This window comes from Stenotrophomonas sp. YJH_SMC_25 (assembly GCF_059369595.1).
This window is the reverse complement of sequence record NZ_JCAFSV010000003.1, coordinates 1-20,803: the sequence shown is the minus strand read 5'-3', so window position 1 is coordinate 20,803 and position 20,803 is coordinate 1. Positions and strand designations below refer to the sequence as shown.

General features: G+C 66.6%; 16 protein-coding genes and 2 pseudogenes. 10 read left to right on the top strand and 8 right to left on the bottom strand.

Features of this window, described 5'->3' with window-relative positions:
* The first annotated feature begins 38 nt into the window (after positions 1-38).
* Together AC5P7E_RS04815 and AC5P7E_RS04810 are read left to right on the top strand one after the other, a co-directional pair.
* Positions 39-596: a MarR family winged helix-turn-helix transcriptional regulator gene (locus AC5P7E_RS04815; protein WP_005411341.1), complete on the top strand. Its 558-nt coding sequence runs from the start codon at positions 39-41 to the stop codon at positions 594-596.
* A 587-nt stretch (positions 597-1,183) separates the two neighbouring features.
* Positions 1,184-2,026 carry a PDDEXK nuclease domain-containing protein gene (locus AC5P7E_RS04810; protein WP_425519723.1) on the top strand — a complete coding sequence of 281 codons (843 nt, stop codon included), beginning with the start codon at positions 1,184-1,186 and terminating at the stop codon, positions 2,024-2,026.
* 31 nt (positions 2,027-2,057) lie between these two features.
* Here the strand turns inward: AC5P7E_RS04810 and AC5P7E_RS04805 are convergent, their stop codons facing one another.
* From AC5P7E_RS04805 to AC5P7E_RS04790, 4 genes are all read right to left on the bottom strand, one after another.
* Positions 2,058-3,197: a hypothetical protein gene (locus tag AC5P7E_RS04805; RefSeq protein ID WP_049395603.1), complete on the bottom strand. Its 1,140-nt coding sequence runs from the start codon at positions 3,195-3,197 to the stop codon at positions 2,058-2,060.
* A 264-nt stretch (positions 3,198-3,461) separates the two neighbouring features.
* Positions 3,462-4,067 carry a thioredoxin family protein gene (locus AC5P7E_RS04800; protein ID WP_005411344.1) on the bottom strand — a complete coding sequence of 202 codons (606 nt, stop codon included), beginning with the start codon at positions 4,065-4,067 and terminating at the stop codon, positions 3,462-3,464.
* 19 nt (positions 4,068-4,086) lie between these two features.
* On the bottom strand, positions 4,087-5,586 hold the full coding sequence (locus AC5P7E_RS04795) for a peptide MFS transporter (protein ID WP_049417472.1): 1,500 nt from the start codon (positions 5,584-5,586) through the stop codon (positions 4,087-4,089).
* Positions 5,587-5,767: 181 nt separating this feature from the next.
* On the bottom strand, positions 5,768-6,643 hold the full coding sequence (locus AC5P7E_RS04790; protein ID WP_005414712.1) for a tryptophan 2,3-dioxygenase: 876 nt from the start codon (positions 6,641-6,643) through the stop codon (positions 5,768-5,770).
* Positions 6,644-6,978: 335 nt separating this feature from the next.
* On the opposite strand from AC5P7E_RS04790, the gene pdhA reads away from it, so the two are divergent.
* The 4 genes from pdhA to AC5P7E_RS04770 are packed head-to-tail and all read left to right on the top strand — an operon-like array spanning position 6,979 to position 10,870.
* A complete protein-coding gene (gene pdhA, locus AC5P7E_RS04785) occupies positions 6,979-8,061 on the top strand; it encodes a pyruvate dehydrogenase (acetyl-transferring) E1 component subunit alpha (RefSeq protein WP_005414713.1) in 1,083 nt (360 codons plus the stop codon).
* Positions 8,054-9,121, top strand: a complete 1,068-nt coding sequence (locus AC5P7E_RS04780) for an alpha-ketoacid dehydrogenase subunit beta (RefSeq protein WP_005414714.1) — start codon at positions 8,054-8,056, stop codon at positions 9,119-9,121. Before pdhA ends, AC5P7E_RS04780 begins: the two co-directional genes overlap by 8 nt.
* 1 nt (position 9,122) lies before the next feature.
* Positions 9,123-9,476 carry an SH3 domain-containing protein gene (locus AC5P7E_RS04775; RefSeq protein WP_005411349.1) on the top strand — a complete coding sequence of 118 codons (354 nt, stop codon included), beginning with the start codon at positions 9,123-9,125 and terminating at the stop codon, positions 9,474-9,476.
* Positions 9,473-10,870: a dihydrolipoamide acetyltransferase family protein gene (locus AC5P7E_RS04770; RefSeq protein ID WP_062605502.1), complete on the top strand. Its 1,398-nt coding sequence runs from the start codon at positions 9,473-9,475 to the stop codon at positions 10,868-10,870. The genes AC5P7E_RS04775 and AC5P7E_RS04770 overlap by 4 nt, the downstream gene beginning before the upstream one ends.
* A gap of 138 nt (positions 10,871-11,008) precedes the next feature.
* Here the strand turns inward: AC5P7E_RS04770 and AC5P7E_RS04765 are convergent, their stop codons facing one another.
* From AC5P7E_RS04765 to AC5P7E_RS04755, 3 genes are all read right to left on the bottom strand, one after another.
* Entirely contained in the window at positions 11,009-11,395 is a 387-nt protein-coding gene (locus AC5P7E_RS04765; RefSeq protein WP_062605500.1) for a VOC family protein, read from the bottom strand.
* A 191-nt stretch (positions 11,396-11,586) separates the two neighbouring features.
* A complete protein-coding gene (locus AC5P7E_RS04760; protein ID WP_062605498.1) occupies positions 11,587-12,294 on the bottom strand; it encodes a helix-turn-helix transcriptional regulator in 708 nt (235 codons plus the stop codon).
* A complete protein-coding gene (locus AC5P7E_RS04755; RefSeq protein WP_062605846.1) occupies positions 12,294-12,929 on the bottom strand; it encodes a Rossmann-fold NAD(P)-binding domain-containing protein in 636 nt (211 codons plus the stop codon). The genes AC5P7E_RS04760 and AC5P7E_RS04755 overlap by 1 nt, the downstream gene beginning before the upstream one ends.
* Before the next feature lie 105 nt (positions 12,930-13,034).
* Between AC5P7E_RS04755 and AC5P7E_RS04750 the strand changes: the two genes are divergently transcribed.
* Positions 13,035-14,573: a GGDEF domain-containing protein gene (locus AC5P7E_RS04750; protein WP_049460386.1), complete on the top strand. Its 1,539-nt coding sequence runs from the start codon at positions 13,035-13,037 to the stop codon at positions 14,571-14,573.
* Between the two features lie 107 nt (positions 14,574-14,680).
* On the opposite strand, the gene AC5P7E_RS04745 is transcribed toward AC5P7E_RS04750, so the two are convergent.
* Positions 14,681-15,607 (bottom strand): DUF808 domain-containing protein, encoded by a 927-nt coding sequence (locus AC5P7E_RS04745; RefSeq protein WP_005411357.1) that lies wholly within the window; start codon positions 15,605-15,607, stop codon positions 14,681-14,683.
* A gap of 207 nt (positions 15,608-15,814) precedes the next feature.
* On the opposite strand from AC5P7E_RS04745, the pseudogene AC5P7E_RS04740 reads away from it, so the two are divergent.
* The 3 genes and pseudogenes from AC5P7E_RS04740 to AC5P7E_RS04730 all read left to right on the top strand — a co-directional run.
* Positions 15,815-17,461 (top strand): annotated as a pseudogene (locus AC5P7E_RS04740) (ABC1 kinase family protein); the annotation flags it as partial.
* 244 nt (positions 17,462-17,705) lie between these two features.
* Positions 17,706-19,811 (top strand): phosphoglycerol transferase I, encoded by a 2,106-nt coding sequence (locus AC5P7E_RS04735; protein WP_114618308.1) that lies wholly within the window; start codon positions 17,706-17,708, stop codon positions 19,809-19,811.
* A 452-nt stretch (positions 19,812-20,263) separates the two neighbouring features.
* Positions 20,264-20,803 (top strand): annotated as a pseudogene (locus AC5P7E_RS04730) (transposase); the annotation flags it as partial.

Genomic DNA, 20,803 nt, shown 5'->3' with positions numbered 1-20,803 from the left:
GTACAAACCAGGTGCGGGCAGGTAGGGACCCGGCGAGAATGCAGGGTCTGGACCTACCCCTTATAGTTACACTTGAAACCACCAGCAAGGTGCACCGCAACATGAGCCCCGCCGATCCCGTTTCGACCCGCCTGCGTTCCTCGCACGTCCTGCTCGACCTGGAACAGTTCCTGCCGTACCGGCTGAGCGTGCTGTCCAACCGGGTCAGCGGCAACATCGCCAAGCTATACGGCGATCGTTACGGTCTGGCGATTCCCGAATGGCGGGTGATCACCATCCTGGCGCTGTACCCGGGCTCCTCGGCCAGCGAGGTCTCCGACCGCACGGCGATGGACAAGGTGGCGGTCAGCCGCGCCGTGGCCCGCCTGCTGGAGCGCGGCTTCATCAAGCGCGAGACCCACGGCGACGACCGCCGCCGCTCGGTGCTGGCGCTGTCGGCAGCCGGCTTCGAGGTGTACGAGACCATCGCGCCGATGGTGATCGAGATCACCCGCAAGCTGATGTCGGTGCTGAGCGAAGAGGAAGAGCAGGTGCTGGAGAAGCTGATCCTGCGCCTGGCCGGCGAAGGTCTGGAACGGATGGGCGAAGGGGTCTGAAAGAAAAAGGGGACGGAGGGGATTAAGTCGTTTTGGGGCCCCAAGTCGCGGATGCCGACCCCGGCCGGTAGCGGAACAGTGGCTGGGCGATTGTCGTCCGCTCCCTTTGATCTGACGGGACCCGCTCTTTGGCGGACTGCGGACCGACCGCAAACGATGCCATCGGACGCATTCACCTTCCGCAGATCCCGCCCTGAAGTGTCGCCCTCGCCCAGCGGCATTTCCGCATTGGCCCGATACGGCCCGTTTCCGCCAGGCTGGTGTATCGAAACGGGCTGATCCAGTGAATTCTCCTATTGGACTGCTCACGTGTGCGGCCGGATGGTACACGTTCAACGGGTACAGCCCGGCCATCCACATCGAACGGGCTCCCTCATGGATGACTCGCGTTCAACGTCGCCGCATGGCCAGGAATTGCTGGCCGATCTCAGAGAGCTGATCTGCGCAGCGCGCAGCAGGATGCACAGGTCCATCAACGCCGAGTTGACGCTGCTGTACTGGCGAATCGGTCGTCGCATCCATGTTGACCAGATGGCGGGGCACGTGCGCGTTACGGCGAGGTTCTCTTCACCCGGATCGCCAAGGCGTTGTCTGCCGAGTTCGGCACATCCTTCGGTGAGAAGAGCCTGCGCCGGATGGTGCAGTTCTCCATCGCATTTGCAGACGAGCAGATTGTCGTATCGCTGATACGACAATTGAGCTGGACCCATTTCATCGCGCTGATCCCACTGGCGGACCCACTCAAGCGCGACTTCTATGCACAGATGGCCGCCACCGAGGGCTGGAGTGTACGTACGCTGCGCCAGCGCGTCGATTCGATGCTGTATGAGCGCACGGCACTCTCCAGTCAGCCAGAGCAGACCATCGCCGAAGAGTTGGCGGCACTGCGCGGCAACCAGCAGCTGTCTCCAGGGCTGGTACTGCGTGATCCCTACGTGCTGGACTTTCTTGGCCTCAAGGACAGCTGGGACGAGCAGGACCTTGAAACCGCGATCCTTCGCGAGATGCAGGGCTTCCTGCTTGAACTTGGCACGGGCTTCAGTTTCGTCGCCCGCCAGAAGCGCATCCAGATCGACGGCGATGACTTCCACCTGGACCTGCTGTTCTACAACCGGCGCCTGCGCAGACTAATTGCCATCGAGTTGAAGATCGGCGAGTTCAAGCCGGCCTACAAGGGACAGATGGAACTCTATCTGCGCTGGCTGGACCGGTACGAACGTGAGGACGGCGAGCAGGCGCCGTTGGGCATCATCCTCTGCACAGGGAAGAAGGCGGGCCAGATTGAATTGCTGGAGCTGGACCGCTCAGGCATCCATGTTGCGGAGTACCTGACCACGCTGCCCTCCCGGGAGGTCCTCAAGCAAAGATTGCAGACTGCCATGGAGCGGGCGCGGCAGCAGCTGCAGACCGCGGCGCCCGGCCTCCCGTAGATCTACGCCACGCGCGGATGGCGTCCATGCTTCAGCTCAGATGCTTGCGCCGTGCATGGATCCACGGCACCGCGAGCGCCGCGATGGCACCACCGGCGAAGCCGAGGGAAGCCGCAACCGTGGCTGCTTCGACCGCCCCTGGCAGCGCCAGCGCTGCCGCCACCAGCAGCAGCGACGGCAGGCCGACGAAGGTGCCCAGGAAGAAATGCCAACGCGGTGACCAGGTATTGAGCTGCAGCAGGCTGACCGGTTGCCAGGCTTCCGAGGCAGCGTCCTCGGCGATCTTCGCCACCGCCTTGGCCAGGTCCACTTCCGGCAGCGCGCGCCCCTGCCGTGCGGTCGCCAGCAGCTCGGCCACGGCCTCCACCGGCGGGAAACTGGACGGCCACGCGACCGGCGCCGGCACGCCATACGCGGTCAGCACCGGCACGCTCAGCCAAGGCGCCACCAGCGGGCGCATGCGACGGCGGCCATGCACGCACCAGATCTGTTGCTGCCCATGCGCGGTGACGCTGTACAGCGCCAGTTCGTTGGCCGGCGGGTAGCCGAGCATGGTCACCCGCGCGGCCAGGCTGTCCTGCCCCATCGCGCGCAGGAAGCCGGGGCGGCTGCGCCCTTCCTGCATCCACGCCAGTCCCAGCGCACCCACCAGATAGGCCTCGGCCACGTCCTTGCTGCCAGCGGTGGCGCGTTCGTCACTGGCCAGGTACCAGGCCAGCGATTTCGGTTCGGCGACATCCTCCAGGCCCCAGCGGCTGTCGTCTCCCAGCACATGGCGCACCGGCAGGCGCGCGGGCGCGGTTTCGCCACGTTCGCCGGGTTGCAGGAACGGCAGCACGCCCTGGATGAAGGTGGACAGCTCGATCGCACGCACGCCGTGCCCCTGCCACTCCGGTGGCAGCAGCCCGGCCAGCTGACCGTCGGCGGCCAGCGCATCAAGCCGGGACTTCTGCTCGACCAGCTTCTGCACCGCCCCCTTCAGCACCACGTTGTCGGGCAGCGCGATCTGCGGCAGGCGATGGCGCGGCGGCGCCAGGTCGACGGTGGCCTCGCCGGTTCCGGTGTCATCCAGAAGCGCCTCCTGCGGCGGCAGGGTTACGCCCTCGCCTGCTCCACCCTCGGCCAACTCACTGGCGGGTTCGGGCAGTCGTTCGGCGTGGTCGCTGTGCATGGGCGTTCCGGAAGGTTGCGTCGACGGGATGTCGACTGAGGTCCTTGCCGGTAACGGCGAGCGCGTTGCGATATTGAGATGCCGATTCCGGGAATGTGACCGCAACCACAGTAGATCCACGTGATGCGTGGATGCACTTCTGTGCCGACCAACGGTCGGCACCCACCGGGGATGGCGGTCAGCGGTCGGCGTCCACCGGGGTTGGCGGTCAGCGGTCGGCACCCACCCACCACCACCCCTGCCGGCCAGCGGCCGGCACTACCCCTATTCCGGTTTGTCAGGCGCCCATTGTTTTAGGAAGGCGCTCACCCGTGCCGGCTGGAAGGCTTCGCCCCTGCGCAGTTCGCCGGTGGCCTGCGACACCAGCAGTCCGCCATCGGCATCGAGCACCAGCAGGTGCGGGTAGTCGCGCTCCATCACCGGGAACTGAGCGAAGAAGGCGGTGTTGGGCTGCTCGTCGCTGGCGTTGACCTTCACCCACACGTAGTGGGCATCGCGGAAGCGACGCAGGTCGCCGTTGCCTTCCACGACATCGTCCAGCGCGCGGCAGCGCTCACAGGCGGCGTTGCCGACCTCCAGCAGGATGCGCTTCTTGCCCCGCTGGGCTTCCACCTTGGCGGTGGCCAGATCATCGGCGGGGTTGCGGGCCGGGTCGAACTGCGCACCGAGCCCGGCGATGGCGGCAATGTCTGCCGCCACCGGGGTGTTGCCCGAGGCCACCGGTTCGCTGGGGTCGGCGACCGGTGGCTCGGTGGGTCGGGTATCCAGGGGCTGCGTGGGCTCGGCGGTGGCAGGCGGTTGCGGTTGGGAACAGGCGCCGATCAGCGCCGCACAGACCACCACTGCCGCAGTACCGAGCTTGCTACGCATGCCTTCTACCCTCTCATCATTACTTGACGCCGTGCATCAGCTTGTTGATCAGCGGGGCGATCAGGAACAGCACCACGCCGGAGCCGATCAGGGCCCAGAACCCGAAGGTATACCCCTTCAGGGCCGACTCGACCGTCATGCCGCCTTCACCACTGACCACGCCAGCGAAGATGCCCGACAGGTTGTTGCCGATGCCGGTGGACAGGAACCAGCCGCCCATGCCGAAGCCGACCAAGCGCACCGGGGCCAGCTTGGTCACCATCGACAGGCCGATCGGCGACAGGCACAGCTCACCCACCGACTGGATGACGTAGACCATGAACAGGGTCCAGAACGGGATCTTGCCGTCCACGACCATCTGCGACAGGGCGAACATCAGCAGCGCGAAGGCGGCGCCGTTGAACAGCAGGCCCAGGCCGAACTTGCGCGGGATGGACGGATTGGCGCGGCCCATGGCCACCCAGATCCAGGCGATCACCGGGGCCAGGGTGATGATCGCCACCGAGTTGACCGACTGGAACCACGCGGTCGGGAAGGTCCAGTCACCGAACTGGCGGTTGACGATGTTCTCGGCCAGGAAGGTGAACGAGCTGCCGGCCTGTTCGAAGAACATCCAGAACATCACGTTGAAGGCGAAGATGATCAGCATCGCGATCACGCGGTCGCGCTGCACCTTGCCCTCGCGGATGCCCTCGACCAGCAGCAGGATGGCCAGCGCGGTGAACATCGCGCCCAGGATCCAGGCCAGCGCGGTGGCGCCGGTGGCCAGCAGGAAGTACGCAACCGGGATGGCGACCACGGCACCGACCAGCACCATGATGATGCGGCCGAAACCTTCAGCGCCGGCCGGCGGTGCACCGATGCCCTTCAGGCCGGCGCGACCGATGTAGAACCACACCAGCGAGATCAGCATGCCCACGCCGGAGGCAATGAACACGACCTTGTAGGACGGCATCGCGTCGGTACCGAAGACCTTGCGGGCCAGGTACTCGGTCAGCACCGGGGCGATCATCGCGCCGATGTTGATGCCCATGTAGAAGATGGTGAAGCCCGAATCACGGCGCTCGTCCTTCAGGCCATACAGCTTGCCGACCATGGTCGAGATGTTGGGCTTGAACAGGCCGTTGCCGACGATGATCGTGGCCAGGCCGAGCTTGAAGATGTGCTCCTGCGGCAGCGAGATCATGAACAGGCCGGCGGCCATGATGATCGCGCCGGTCAGGATCGAGCGCTGGTAGCCCAGTACCCGGTCGGCCACGTAGCCACCGAAGATCGCCGCGGCGTACACCAGGGCCAGGTAGGCGCCGTAGATGCGGCTGGCGTCGCCTTCACCGGCAGCGCTGCCGTTGTAGAACTGGGCGACGATGTACAGCACCAAGGCCCAGCGGATGCCATAGAACGCAAAGCGCTCCCAGAACTCGGTCATGAACAGCATCCACAACGGGCGCGGGTGGCCCAGCGTGGTCTTGAAGTCCGGCAGCGCCGGCTCTGGGGTGTTCGCAGTGGCGTTTACGCTCATGCGGATTTCCTGGTTCGGTGGATGACGAGCACGTCCGGTGTGCAGTTGGAGCAACGCGCGAGGATCACCGACTTCTGGCGTTCACGTCAAATACACGCCGTTTGAGGCAGGTGCCAGCCTGCTCGCTGAACTTGCATCTGAAACGATCCAGCCGCCGGCCGGGATCCAAGCTGAATACGGATCAGGCCTGTTCGGCCGGGGGCGCGGCCTGCAGGCTGGTGCGCACCTGGAACAGCTCGGGGAAGAAGGTCAGCTCCAGTGCCTTGGCCAGGAAGCCCACGCCGGACGAGCCACCGGTGCCGCGCTTGAAGCCGATCACCCGCATCACCGTGCGCATGTGGCGGAAGCGCCACAGCTGGAAGGCGGTCTCCAGATCCACCAGGTCCTCGCACAGCGCGTACTCGCGCCAGTAGCGGTCGGTGTCCTGGTAGATGCGTTCGAAGACCGGCTGCAGGGCGTCGTCGGCTACGTGCGGCTGGGTCCAGTCGTGGGCCTCGTAGACCGCCGGCACGGCATGGCCGAAGCGGGCCAGGTACTTCAGGAATTCCTCGTACAGGCTGGGCGCCTCCAGCACGGTGCGCAGCTGCGCCTGCCCGGCCGGGTCGTGCTCGAACACCTGCAGCATCTGCGCGTTCTTGTTGCCCAGCAGGAACTCGATGTAGCGGTACTGCAGCGACTGGAAGCCCGACGACGGGCCCAGCACGTCGCGGAAGCCCATGTATTCGGACGGGGTCAGTGTTTCCAGCACCGACCACTGCTCGGTCAGCTGGCGCAGCACCTGCTTGCTGCGCGCCAGCACCTTGCGGCACTGCCAGACTTCATCGCGCTGCAGGAAGCCGATTGCGGCACGCAGCTCATGGCCCAGCAGCTTCAGCCACAGCTCCGAGGTCTGGTGCTGGATGATGAAGAGCATCTCGTCATGGTGCGGCGGGCTGGACAGCGGCTGCTGCGCGCTGAGCAGCTGGTCCAGCCGCAGGTAGCCGCCGTAGGTGAGGCGTCCCTGCAGGTCGGTGTGGATGCCGGCTTCGAGATCGCGTTGGTTGTTGTCGACGGACATGGGCGGGACCAGATCGGGGGCGGCAAGGGTAGCGCGTTGCCGCCGCGCTGGCAGCCGCCGGGTCCATACCCGGGCGTGCGGTTGGCCGTGGAGCATCGGCCGATCCCGGGCCTGCGCGTGGAACCGTCCAGGCCGTTGTACTGGCGGTCAGCCAGAGGCGTATTCTGATGCTTTGCAGCAACGACTGAATACGTTGTTGTTATTGGCCCCCCACCCGCCGGCAGGGGTAAAACGGGGAATTCCCGTGTTGCGGCGCAGGAAGGCTATTCCGTACGCGTTCCTTAACATGGCGATTCATATCATTTGTAACTTCTCTGTCGAAGGTGCAGTACGCAATGACGGTTGCCGCTGAATTCAAGATCGAATACCTGCAGTACCTGGATACGGACGGCAAACTCGTCCGCGATGACCTGCCTGCGTCGCTGCGCGACCCCAAGGTCCTGGTACCGCTGTTCAAGCAGATGCTGTTCGTACGTACGTTCGACAGCAAATCCATCGCACTGCAGCGCACCGGCAAGCTCGGCACCTATGCCGCCTGCCTGGGCCACGAAGCCGCACACGTGGGTATCGGCGCGGCGATGCAGAAGGACGACGTGTTCGCGCCTTCGTACCGCGAGTATGGCGCGATGTTCATGCGTGGCGTGCGCCCGCACGACGTGCTGATGTACTGGGGCGGCGACGAACGCGGCAACGATTACGGCGGCAACGCGGCCAAGGACTTCCCGTTCTGCGTGCCAATTTCCACCCAGTGCCTGCATGCCGCAGGCGCGGCGCTGAAGTTCAAGCTCAACAAGGAACCGCAGATCGCGGTGGCGGTGTGCGGCGACGGCGGCAGCTCCAAGACCGACTTCTACGCAGCACTGAATTCGGCCGGCGCCTACAAGCTCCCGCTGATCCTGTGCATCGTCAACAACGGTTGGGCCATCTCGGTTCCGCGTTCGGCCCAGACCGGTGCCGAAACACTGGCGCAGAAGGGCCTGGCCGGTGGCCTGCACTGCCTGCAGGTGGACGGCAACGACCTGATCGCGGTGCTGGCGGCCATGGAGCAGGCGCGCGAACGTGCGCTGGCCGGCGACGGCGGCAGCGTGCTGGAACTGATGACCTACCGCCTGTCCGACCACACCACCGCCGATGACGCGCGCCGCTACCGCGACGACGCCGAAGTGAAGGATGCCTGGCAGCGCGAGCCGATGCTGCGCCTGCGCAAGTACCTGATCAATGCCGGTGTGTGGAGCGAAGAAGAGGAAACCGCCTGGGTCGCCGAGTGCGGCACGCGCGTGGACGAGGAAGTGAACCTGTACCTCAACACGCCGGTGCAGCCGGTCGAGGCGATGTTCGACTTCCTGTATGCCGATCCGCCGCCGGACCTGCTGGCCCAGCGTGCCCAGGCGATCGCCCTGGAGAAGCGCCATGGATGAGATCAAGAACGGCGCGCCCGGCGCGCACACCAACGCCGCCGACAGCGCTGCGGTCGCGCGCGGAGAAGAGAGCATGACCACCACCCCGATCACCCTCATCGAAGCCATCACCCAGGCGCTGGCCTGGGAGCTGGAACACGACCCGTCGGTGCTGGTGCTGGGCGAAGACGTGGGCGTCAACGGCGGCGTGTTCCGCGCCACTGCCGGTCTGCAGCAGCGCTTCGGCTCGGACCGCATCCTCGACACCCCGCTGGATGAAACCACCATCGCCGGCCTGACGATTGGTCTTGCCGCGCAGGGCATGAAGCCGGTCGCCGAAGCCCAGTTCGATGGCTTCATGTACCCGATGGTCGACCATATCGTCTGCCACGCCGCCCGCCTGCGTTATCGCACGCGTGGCCGCCTGCACTGCCCGATGGTGCTGCGCGTGCCGTGGGGCGGTGGCATCCGCGCGCCGGAACACCACAGCGAAGCCAACGAGGCGATCTTCACCAACGTGCCGGGCCTGCGCGTGGTGCTGCCGTCGTCGCCGCAGCGTGCCTACGGCCTGCTGCTGGCCGCGATCCGCGAACCGGATCCGGTGATCTACATGGAGCCCAAGCGCATCTACCGCCAGTACAAGGAAGTGGTCGTCAACGACGGCGAAGCCTTGCCGCTGGACGTCTGCTTCGTGCTGCGCGACGGCACCGACGTGACCCTGGTGACCTGGGGCGCGCAGGTGAAGGAAGCGCTGGAAGCGGCCGACAAGCTGGCCGGCGAAGGCATCAGCGCCGAAGTCATCGACGTGGCCACGCTGCGTCCGCTGGACTTTGCCACCATCGCCGAATCGGTGGCCAAGACCGGCCGCTGCGTGATCGTGCAGGAGGCCCCGAAGACCGCGGGCTTCGGCGCCGAGATCGCCGCGCGCCTGGCCGAGGAATCGATCTACGACCTGCTGGCCCCGGTCGAGCGCGTCACTGGCTACGACACCCACATCCCGCTGTTCCGCCTGGAAATGAAGTACCTGCCGAGCGTTGAGCGGATCGTGGCTGCGGCCAAGCGCGCGGTGGCGGCCGGCTGACATGCGGGCCCGCCTTCTGGGGGCTTACCGCAGCCAGTATCCCAACCCGCTCCGGTTCCACACCGGCCAGATCGTCGAAGTAGGTGTACGTGACGAGGAATGGCCGGCGTTTGCCTGGGTACGCACCAACGATGGGCGCGCTGGATGGGCGCCCATCGCCTGGTTGCAGCTGCTGGACGAGGGTCGCGCCGAAGCGCTGTGCGACTACGACGCCCGCGAGCTGGATGTGGAAAGCGGCGAGATGGTGAAGCTTCATCACGAACACGGCGGGTGGTGGTGGTCCGAGCGCGCCAATGGCGCGACGGGTTGGCTGCCGGCCCGCGAACTGGAACTGCTGGAAGAGAACTGCAAATGAGCCAGACCAAGAACTTCAACCTGCCCGACCTGGGCGAAGGCCTGCCGGACGCGACCATCGTCGAGTGGTTCGTCAAGGAAGGCGATGTGATCAAGCTGGACGAGCCGCTGGTGTCGATGGAGACCGCCAAGGCCGTGGTGGAAGTGCCCTCGCCGTTCTCCGGCAAGGTGCTGAAGCTGTCCGGCGGTGCCGGCGACATCATCCCGACCGGCTCGGTGCTGGCCAGCTTCGAACTGGACCCGAACCTGCCGCAGCGTGCCGATGGCCAGGACACCGGCCACAGCCATGGTCATGCCGCACCGGCCGCGCCGGCTGCCGCACCGACCCCGCCGCCGCTTCCCACTGCTGCCGCACCGGTGGCCGCAGAAGAAGCCAAGCCCGCCGCTGCCGAGCGCGATGATGCCGGCACCGTGGTCGGCGCCATGCAGAGCTCCAACGCCGTGCACGCCGAGCAGGCGCTGGCCGTCGGTGGCGTCAAGGCCGTGCCGGCCGTGCGTGCGATGGCGCGCAAGCTGGGCGTGGACCTGAGCCGCGTGGCCGCTACCGGCACCGATGGCGCGGTCACCATGGCCGACGTCAAGCAGGCCGCCGCCAACGGCACCGCCAAGCTCGGCGCTGCTCCGGCACCGGTTGCCGCTGCTGCCTATGCCGCGCCGGCCCCGGCGCAGGTGTCTGCCCCGGTGCAGAGCGAAGCCCGCACCCCGCTGTCCGCCGCCGGCAAGCCGATGCGTACCCAGCCGCCGGGCGTGGTCGCCAAGGGCCAGCCGGAACCGCTGAAGGGCGTGCGCCGCAACATGGCCCGCGTGATGGCCGATGCGCACAGCAAGGTCGTGCCGACTACGCTGAACGACGACGCCGACATCCACGCCTGGGTGCCGGGCAACGACGTCACCGCGCGCCTGGTGCGTTCGATCGTGGTCGCCGCGCAGAAGGTGCCGGCGATGAACGCCTGGTTCGACGGTGAAGCGCTGACCCGCACCCTGCACGCACAGGTGGACATCGGCATCGCCGTGGACACCGACGACGGCCTGTTCGTGCCGGCCCTGCGCAATGCCGACATGCTGGATGCACGTGGCATCCGCGAAGGCGTCAACCGCCTGCGCGAGCAGGTGGAATCGCGTTCGATCGCCGCCTCGGAACTGAGCGGCTACACCATCTCGCTGTCCAACTTCGGCATGTTCGCCGGCCGCTACGCGACCCCGGTCGTGGTGCCGCCGTGCGTGGCCATCGTCGGTGCCGGCCGTGCCCGCCACCAGATGACCCCGGTGATGGGCGGCGTGGAAGCGCACAAGGTGATCCCGCTGTCGGTCACCTTCGACCACCGCGCGGCCACCGGCGGCGAAGCGGCGCGCTTCCTGCGCGCAATGATGGACGACCTGGCGCTGGCCAGCTGATCGGCCACCTGATCGGTGGGTGCCAACCGTTGGTTGGCACATGACTTGGAGAAAACGCCGGGCATTGCCCGGCGTTTTTTTGTGCCTGCTCCGTCGCGCTCCATCCACGCATGGCGTGGATCTACACAATGCGGGCGATCAATCGCGCGCGACCAGGCCCTCGGCGCGGCTGTACACACGCAGGCGGTGGCCATCAGGATCTGCCCCGACAAAAGTATGGCCGAACTCCAGCGTCACCGGCGCCTGCAGGATCTCCACACCAAGAGCGCGCCACGCATCGTGCATCTGCTGCACAGCCTCCGGGTTGGCCACCACCATCGCCAGCTCCGCGGCACCGGCCTGCGCGGACACCGGCGGCTGCACGTCATCGCGCTGCCACAGGCCCAGTGCGGCGCCATCGCCGAGCAGGAACAGGGCAAAGCCGGGCGACTGCTCGACCGGCGGCTTGCCGAGGATGCCGCTGTAGAAGGTGGCGCTGGCGGCGACGTCGCGCACGTACTGCAGCAGGGTGCTGGGCGTGAACATGGGGAAGCTCCGTTGTTGGGAGCGCTCATGGTGGTACGGCCCTGCTGACAGATTCTGTCAGTAGAGTCGATTGTTGGTAGAGTCGACTGTTAGTCGACTGCTCTTCCCTCAATCTGCCTAAAACTCCGCGCTGCGCGCGATAGTCGACTAACAGTCGACTCTACACGCCCCGTTCCCGGCTGTTGCTGTGGTTATGAACGATCCAGCCAGTCCGGCGCGATGCCCTGCGCCTTCTGCCAGCGTCGCAGCAGGGTGGCGCGTGGCACGAGGTAGTGATCCTCCAGCACGCGCACCTGGCGGATGCGGTCCAGCCTGAAATGCCGGAAGTCCTCGCGGCGCTCACACCACGCCGCCAGCATCGGCACCTCATCGAAGTAGCCCAGTGCGAACGGCCAGACGATCCGCTCGCTGCGCTGACCGTGCGCGTCCTCGTAGCCGAACTTCAGGCGCTGCTGTGAACCGACAGCCTCTCGCACGGCCTGCAAGCGCCCAGCCGGCACCTTGGCCGCGGCGCGCGAAGGGCCAACGCGCAGGCCGCTGTCACGCAAGGCCTCGCGTCGCGCTGCAGGCAACACATGCGCGATGCGCGCCAGTGCATCACGCGCCGCCTCGGCCAGCGCCGGCTCGGTGCGCGCGGCGACCCAGCGCAGGCCGAGCACCAGCGCATCGATCTCGGCCGGCGGCAGGGTCATCGGTGGCAGGGTGTCGCTCGGCGCCAGCTGGTAGCCAACGCCGGCCTCGCCACGCAGGTCAGCGCCCTGCTCACGCAGGGTCTCGATATCGCGGTACAGCGTGCGCAGGCTGATGCCCAACGCTTCGGCCAGCGTCTGCCCGGCCACCGGCCGCCGATGGCGGCGCAGCAGCTGCAGCAACTGGGTCAGGCGCAGCGCACGCGACATCAGCCGACCAGTGCGCTCGATGCAACCACGTGCTCACCCGGCTGCGGGGCCAGCGCGGACTCGACCAGTGCCTTGGCGATCTCGCTCGCCGGGTTGATCCGCCACGCCCGTGGCAACATCGGCCCCAAAGCACCCAGCACCATCAGCGCCAGGCGCTCGCCACGACGCACCTCGTTGCGCTCGCCCCCGATCAGCCCTGGGCGAACCAGGGTCAACGCGTTGAAGCCCAGCGCGCGCAGGTCACGCTCCAGCTCGCCCTTCACCCGGCTGTAGAAGATCGACGACTGCGGGTCGGCACCGGCCGCGGAATTCAGCACATAAGTCTGCGCACCTTGTGCCTGTGCGAGCCGCGCGAACGCCAGCGGGTAGTCATGATCGATGCGGTGGAAAGCCTCGCGGCTGCCGGCCTGGGCAATGGTGCTGCCCAGCGCGCAGATGACCGCGTCCACGCGCGCCCATGCTGGCGAAGTGGGCAACGCGTCGAAGGCCAGTACCGGGTTCTCCAGCTTCCGGTGGGTCATGCCCAACGGGCGGCGGGTGGGCGCCACCACGCCACTGCAGCGCGGGTCGTCCAGCAGCCGGGGCAGGGCCAGCCCGCCGACCAGGCCGGTCGCCCCCAGCAACATCACGCGCATCACCACCTCCACTGCGGCATCCTGTCGCCCATCCTAGCCGTTCAAGCCGTCGGCGACCGCGCCGATATGCTGGAACCAGTCCCTGCCAGCCCCAGGATTCGCTCCATGACGGACCAGCCCGACCACCGCCCTGCCCCCGGTACCGCCCTTGGGCCGCCGGCACGCGTGCGCGCGGTGGTGGACGATGGGCTGGGCGACCGCGTGGTACTGCAGGGCGGTGGTGGCATGGCGCTGCAGCAGCTGTTCGCCGGCGCCGACGCGCCGGAACCGCTGCTGGCCGCCTTCGCCAACGGCATGGCCACCCTGCCCGGCGAACTGGGTGACATGGGCGACCGCCTGCAGTCGGCGCAGGCCAGTGCCGATTGGCCGCGCTACGGGCGCGCGATGCGGCAGCTGATCGACAAGTACATCCGCACCATCGAACAGCATTCGCCGGACGGTCAGCCGGAAAGCCTGCGCCTGTCCGAGCAGCTGCGGCTGCTGCTGGGTGGCGCCGTGGTGGCCCTGCTGCAGCACGACCCGGATCTGCGCGAACAAGCGCAGGCCCTGGCCACGCGCCTGCGCCAGTGGCAGCCGGGTACCGCACTGGAGCCGATCGAGCAGGGCGTGCGCGAACTCGGGCACCAGGTCGGCGTGCGTGCCGAGAGCTGGCAGGAGCAGCAGGCGCTGCTGCTGGAACTGTTCGCGCTGCTGTTGGAAAACGTGAGCGAGCTGCTGGACGACCGCAGCTGGCTGCAGGGCCAGATCGCGGCGGTGCGCCAGCTGCTGGACGGGCCGCTGGAAGCCGAGGCAGTCGAGCGCACCCGTGCCGAACTGCGCGAAGTGATCTACAAGCAGGGCCTGCTGCGCCAGGGCATCGACGATTCGAAGGCGGCGATGCGCGGGTTGATGGGCGAGTTCATCGAGCGCATGGATGGCATGGCCACCAGCACCGGCGAATACCACGACCGCATCGGCAGCTACGCACTGCAGCTGCGCGAGGCGCGTAGCATCGCCGACCTCAACCAGCTGCTGCAGGACGTGATGCGCGACACCGGCAAGGTGCAGCAACAGGCCGCGCAGGCCCGCGATCACCTGGCCAATGCGCGGCAGGAAGTGGAACGCGCCGAACAGCGCATTGCCGAGCTGGAGCAGGAACTGCGTGCCGCCGGTGACCTGGCGCGTATCGATCCGCTGACCCAGGCGCTGAACCGCCGCGGCCTGGACGAACTGCTGCAGCGTGAACTGGCGCGTGCTGCGCGCAACAACTCACCGCTGGGCGTGGCGGTGATCGACCTGGATGATTTCCACCTGACCAACGAGGCGCACGGCCACGCCGGCGGCGATGCGTTGCTGCAGCACCTGGTGGCCGTTTGCAGGCTGCTGCTGCGCGCTACCGACGGCATCGCACGGCTGGGTGGCGACGAGTTCGTGCTGGTGCTGCCGGAAACCCAGGGTGCCGACAGCATGGCCACCGTGCAGCGCCTGCAACGCTCACTGGCGCACCGTGTGCTGACCGTGCAGGACCGCCGCGTGCCGGTGCACTTCAGCGCCGGGCTGGCGCAATGGCAGCCGGGCGACGATACCGAGGCCCTGCTGCGCCGTGCGGATGACGCGTTGTATGCGGCCAAGCGACAGGGCAAGAACCGCGTGCAGGCGGGCTGACCGTCCGGCCCGTCGCGAACCGCTTTGGTAGGTGCCAACCTTGGTTGGCACGAGCGCCAAACAAAGCGCCGACCAAGGTCGGCCTCTACCTTGCGACCCGCCGGTGATTACTTGCCGCGCAGCTTCTGGAACCCGGTCACGGCCGCCAGCACGATGGCGCCGGCGATGATGCCGACCACCATGTTACCCACCGCGCTGACCAGCCAGCCCCACTGCCCCTCGCCGCCCATCGCCTGTACTGCGTGGTGCAGCGCCGGCACGTTGTGCACCAGGATGCCTCCGCCCACCAGGAACATGGCAATGGTGCCGGCCACCGACAGGAACTTCATCAGCCACGGCGCCGAGGCCACCAGGCCGCGACCGAAGGCGGCCACGGCCCCACCCTTGCGCGACAGGTACAGGCCGACGTCATCAAGCTTCACGATGCCCGCCACCAGCCCATAGACGAAGACCGTCATCGCCAGTGCAACCACGGCCAGCGTGACCAGCTGGTTGGTGAACGATGCGGTGGCGACCACGCCCAGGGTCAGTACGATGATCTCGGCCGACAGGATGAAGTCGGTGCGGATCGCGCCTTTCACCTTGTCCTTCTCCCACGCCACCATGTCCACCTGCGCGTCGGCCAGCGCCTTGCGCCGCTCGGCCTGATGCTCGGCGTCGTCCTCGGCTGAGTGCAGGAACCGGTGCGCCAGCTTCTCAACGCCCTCAAAGCACAGGAACGCGCCGCCGATCATCATCAGCGGCACGATCAGCGGCACGTTCCAGCCGCGGCTGTGCAGCCAGGCCTCCAGCGCACTGATCGCCAATGCTGCCGGCACCAGGATCACCTTGTTGACCAGCGAGCCCTTGGCCACCGCCCACACCACCGGCAGTTCGCGGTTGGCGTTGACCCCGGTGACCTGCTGCGCGTTCAGCGCCAGGTCGTCGCCCAGCACGCCGGCGGTTTTCTTCGCCGCGACCTTGGTCAGGACCGAGACATCGTCGAGGAGGGTGGCGATATCGTCGAGCAGGGCGAACAGGCTGGCACCGGCCATGGGAAGTCCAGAGAGGGAATGAGCGGATTCTGACCGATCCGGTGTGGACTGCGGAAGACGTCGGATTCACCGCGTGCCCACCGCCCCCCGGCGACACTGCGGAATCCGGACATCGCCGGCCCGTGGCCGGCGCTACCTGTCTTCGTCGCATGGGAGTTCCGCTTGAGCAATCCGCCCACCGCCAATGGCAATCCTCCGCTGGTCAAAGGCATGAACCGGCGCAGCCAGATCCTGCGCCTGCTGATGCGCTATCGCCATTCAGGGGTGTTCTCGGGCATGAACCTGGATGCCGCAGGCAATCCAGCCGACGTTCCCGCGGACGGCAACCCGGAACAGTTCGTCAGCGACCTGGAAGCGCTGGGCCCGACCTTCGTCAAGCTGGGCCAGATGCTGTCCACGCGCCCGGACATGGTGCCGGTGGAGTTCGCCACAGCCCTGGAGCGCATGCAGGAAAAGGTGGCCGAGATTCCGGTCGAGCGCATCCATGCGATCGTCGAGCAGGAGCTGGGCGCACCGGTGAACAAGCTGTTCGCCTCATTCGATCCCGAGCCGCTGGGCTGTGCCTCGATCGCGCAGGTGCATCGCGCGGTGCTGCACGACGGACGCCAGGTGGCAGTGAAAGTGCAGAAGCCTGAAGTGGCTGCACAACTTCGCTCGGACCTGGAGGCGCTGCGCAGCTTCGCGCTGGCCGCCGACCACCTGACCCAGGTGGGCCGCCGCGTGCGCCTGCGCGACTGGCTCAACGAGTTCGCAAAGACCCTGATGCAGGAGCTGGACTACCACGCCGAGGCCGAGAACCTGGCCCGTTTCGGCCGACACCTGAAGCCGTTCCGCCGCCTGTGGATTCCGCAGCCGCTGTGGGACTACAGCAGCCAGCGCGTGCTGACCATGGAACTGGCCACCGGCGTGCGCGTGGATGCGATTCCCGATGTGCGCCGTACCGAACAATCGATGGACCCGCTGGCGGCGGCGCTGATCCGCGGCTACCTGGACCAGATCTTCGTGCACGGCGAGATCCACGCCGACCCGCACCCCGGCAACCTGCGGGTGATGCCCGATGGACGGCTGGCGATCTTCGACCTGGGCATGGTCGCGCACATGCCGCCGCGCCTGCGCGAACGGCTGCTGAAGATCCTGTTCGCCGCAGTCGATGGCCGTGGCGAGGAAGTAGCCGACGATCTGATCAGCATCAGCACGCGGCTGGAGGCCTTCGACGAAGAGCGCTACCTGCGCGAGACCGGCCAGCTGATCGCGCGCTACGCCGCCAGCGGCAGTTTCTCCGAAGGCCGCGTGGTGCTGGACATGGTGCGCATCGCCACCGCCTGCGGCCTGCGCACCCCGCCGGAACTGAGCCTGCTCGGCAAGGCGCTGCTCAACCTGGAAACCGTATGCCGCTTGCTGGCACCGGACCTGGATACCCGCCGTATCGTCGAACGCCAGCTGCAGCACGTGATGCGTGCGCGCCTGAAGAAGTCCCTGTCGGCAGCCAACATCGCCAGCGAGGCGATGGAGCTGCAGCAGCTGCTGCGCGATGGGCCGCGCAAGCTGTCGGACATCATGGCGCTGCTGGCCGAGAACCGTCTGCAGATGAAGGTGACGGGCCTGGAAGAATCGCGGCTGATGGAGAACCTGCAGAAGATCGCCAACCGCGTGGCGGCCGGCATCATCAGCGCGGCATTGATCATGGCCGCCGCGATGATGATGAAGATCGACACCGGCTGGCATCTGTTCGGCTACCCGCTCATCGCCCTGATTCTGTTGTTCATCGGCGTAGTGCTCGGCCTTGGCATCGTGACCAGTGCATTGCTGTTCGATCGTCGCGCGCGGGCACGCGAAGAGCGCGGGCATCGCTAGCGAATCTACGAAAACACCCGTATTCATGCGACTTTTAATGCAATCCAACGAAGCCTTTCACGCTCGTTTTACCTTCTGAGCGCGATTTCGCGCGCGTCATTTCAACAAACATTTCAGTCAGGTTCGTGCATGCACTATCGGGTCATCGGTCTGTCACATGCATGTGCGTGCGGCAGCGCCGGTCGGATGGACACGCGTCGGTACGACGTCCATCACCACCACCCCGTCACTGCCGAAGCTGCCTATGCTCTGGATACTGCTGCTGTCGTTGTTGCTGCTGTGCTGGTTGTTCCTCGCATCCGGCAAATGGGTGTGGTGGAAGGCCAGTGCGTTCTCGCTGCTGCTGCTCACGCTCAGCGCATGGTGGCTGATCGACAAGCTGTCCGGTGATGGGCTCAACGCCGCCACGCTGTACCACCTCGGCGCCGACATGGAAGGCGCCGGAGTCTCCGACTTCAAGGGCTACATCGCCGGCTTCATCGTGCTGGCGCTGGTCTCGCTGCTGCCGCTGTTCGCCACGCGGGTGAAGCGCTGGCGCCGGCCCGGCCACGGTGGCGCGCTGTTCGCGGGCTTCGCGACCGTGTGGGTGGCCACGATCATGATCAGCCCGCTGGCCCGCGACGGCCAACGCCTGTACCAGCAGCTGCGCCCGGTCGACTTCGCCCGCATCGCCCCCGAATACCAGGTGCCGACGCAGCCGCTGCAGCGCCCGCGCAACATCGTCTGGATCTACGGCGAGAGCCTGGAGCGCACCTACCTGGACGAAAACGTATTCCCGGGCCTGATGCCCAATCTCAACCGGCTGGCGTCCGAGTCGCTGGACGTGCGCAACCTGGCCTCGGCCGAGGGCAGCGGCTGGACCATCGCCGGCCTGGTGTCGTCGATGTGCGGCGTGCCGCTGACCACCTCGCAGGGCGATGAGAACAGCATGGACCGGATGGGCAGCTTCCTGCCCAAGGCGGTGTGCCTGGGCGACTACCTGAAGCAGCAGGGCTATACCAACCATTACCTGGGCGGGGCCAACGGCCAGTTCGCCGGCAAGGGCCAGTTCCTCGCCAGCCACGGCTTTGACGAAGTGCATGACCTCGCCTGGTTCAAGCAGCAGAAAAAGATCGGGCGCATCCACTACTCCGCCTGGGGCGTGCACGACGACGTGCTGCTGGATACCGCCTACCAGCGCTTCGAACAGCTCTCGCGCGCCGGCTCGCCGTTCATGCTCACCACGCTCACCATGGACACCCACCACCCGGCGGGCCACCTGCCGGTGTCGTGCAAGGGCGAGCGCTACCAGAGCCAGTACGGCAACATCAACATGCTCAACGCGCTCAAGTGCAGTGACCGGTTGATCTCGCAGCTGGTCGAACGCATCCAGGCCAGCCCGTACGGCAAGGACACGCTGATCGTGATCGCCTCCGACCACCTGGCGATGCCCAACGATCTGACCCACATCCTGACCCGGCAGAAGCGCGAGAACCTGCTGCTGTTCCTCGGCGATGGCATTGCGCCGCAGCAGCTCAGCACCGACGCCGGCACCACCCTGGATTCGGGTGCGACCCTGCTCAGCCTGTTGGACCCGAACCTGAAGACGATGGGCTTTGGCCGTTCACTGATCGATACCCAGCGCGCGCCCAGCGCCAGCGTGGCCACCCAGCGTGATGGCGGCCGAGATTACCCGCAGTACCTCGCCTTCGCCCGCTCGCTGTGGCTGGGTGAGCCGACCCGCGAGCTGAAGATCGATGGCGATGACCAGGTGGTGGTGGGCCTGCAGCACGTGCAACCGCCGGTGCTGCTGGAGTACGACAAGGACTGGGGCCTGAAGTCGGTGTATCTGGAGAACACCTCGCGCCAGTTCGATGATGCCGACCCGGACAACACCCTGGCCTATGTCGATCGCTGCACCGCGTTCGAGGATGGCTCGGCCGACGGGGACTGGTGCGCCCTGCTGGTCAACCGTGACAACGGCATCAAGCTGTACCGCGACAACGACCTGCGTGGCGGCATTGCCGTGGATGCGCCGTTGGACGCCTTCCAGGGCCCGCGCCCGAGCGTGCGCCAGGCGCACATGATCACGCAGAAAGGCCGCCGCACCCGTGCCGGCCAGTACATGCTGCAGCTGGTGGCGAGCACGCGCCCGGATCGCGGCTTCTGGATCGAGGCGGTGTCATCGCAGCGCAAGGTGGTGCTGGCCCAGCAGTGGGTGCAGCCCGACGCCAACGGCAAGATCAACCTCTCGTTCGGGCTGGACCACGAGGTGGATGATCTGGAGATCCGCGCGTGGTTGAACCATGCCGAGAAGCTGGCGGTGGATACGTTCGCACTGGTGCCCTCGCGCGGCCGACCGCGGGGGTAGGGCTCTTTGCAGGGCTGCGCCCTGCACCCGCCGAAGCAACGGCCGAAGCAAGAGCAACAGCAACGGCAACAGCGGGCATTCCGTGGTTTGGCGGGGCGGTGTCGGAGTGCGGGGACGCCGTAAATCCGTCCCTGGAGGCTTGGCAGCCGCATCCATGCGGCTGACACCCCGCACTCCGACACCGCCCCACCTCTGACAGTTCCTGCGGCTGTCGGTAGGTGTCGACCTTGGTCGACACACTCTGTCAGATATCGAAAATCAAGATCGGGTCAGATCCGTTTTCCTCCGGAAAACGGATCTGACCCCGAGAGCAATTCCAACAGATCGCGGGAGATTGTCGAAGGCGGGGTGGGTCCGGTTGCGGGAGTGTCCGCGGCATGGATGCCGCGGCCAAGCCCCCATGGTGAAGTGACCCCCGGGAGTTGGACGTCAGATCCAACCCCGAGGGATACATGAACAGATATGACGCACGTTTCAAACTGCAGGTCGCCAAAGAGGCCTGCAAGACCTCCACATCGGTCAAAGCCATTGCCCGTCGCCACGGCCTTGAGTTCTCCACGGTCAGGCGCTGGGTGGCGACCTATCGGCTGCATGGTTGGCGCGGATTTCATCGCCAGGCCCAGTTCTATGACCTCCCGTTCAAGCTGGCTGTCCTAGAAAAGATGAGCCAGGACGGCATGTCCGGGCGGGAGGCCACCACCTACTTCCAGATTGGTGATGCCGGCGCAGTGGGGCGATGGCGGCGCCTGTATGCTCAAGGCGGTGCCCAAGCGTTGGCACCGCCTCCGCCGCTGCCCCGAAAGCCGATGAAAAAGACCCGTTCGTCCAAGCCACCTGAGGAAATGAGCCGGGATGAGCTGCTCAAGGAAGTCGCCTATCTGCGTGCGGAGACCGACTACCTAAAAAAACTCGATGCCTTGATCCGGGAAGAGCAGGCGGCGCAAGACGCAAAGCGCAAGCCATCCAAGGATTGAGGCAGGTTCATACGCTGT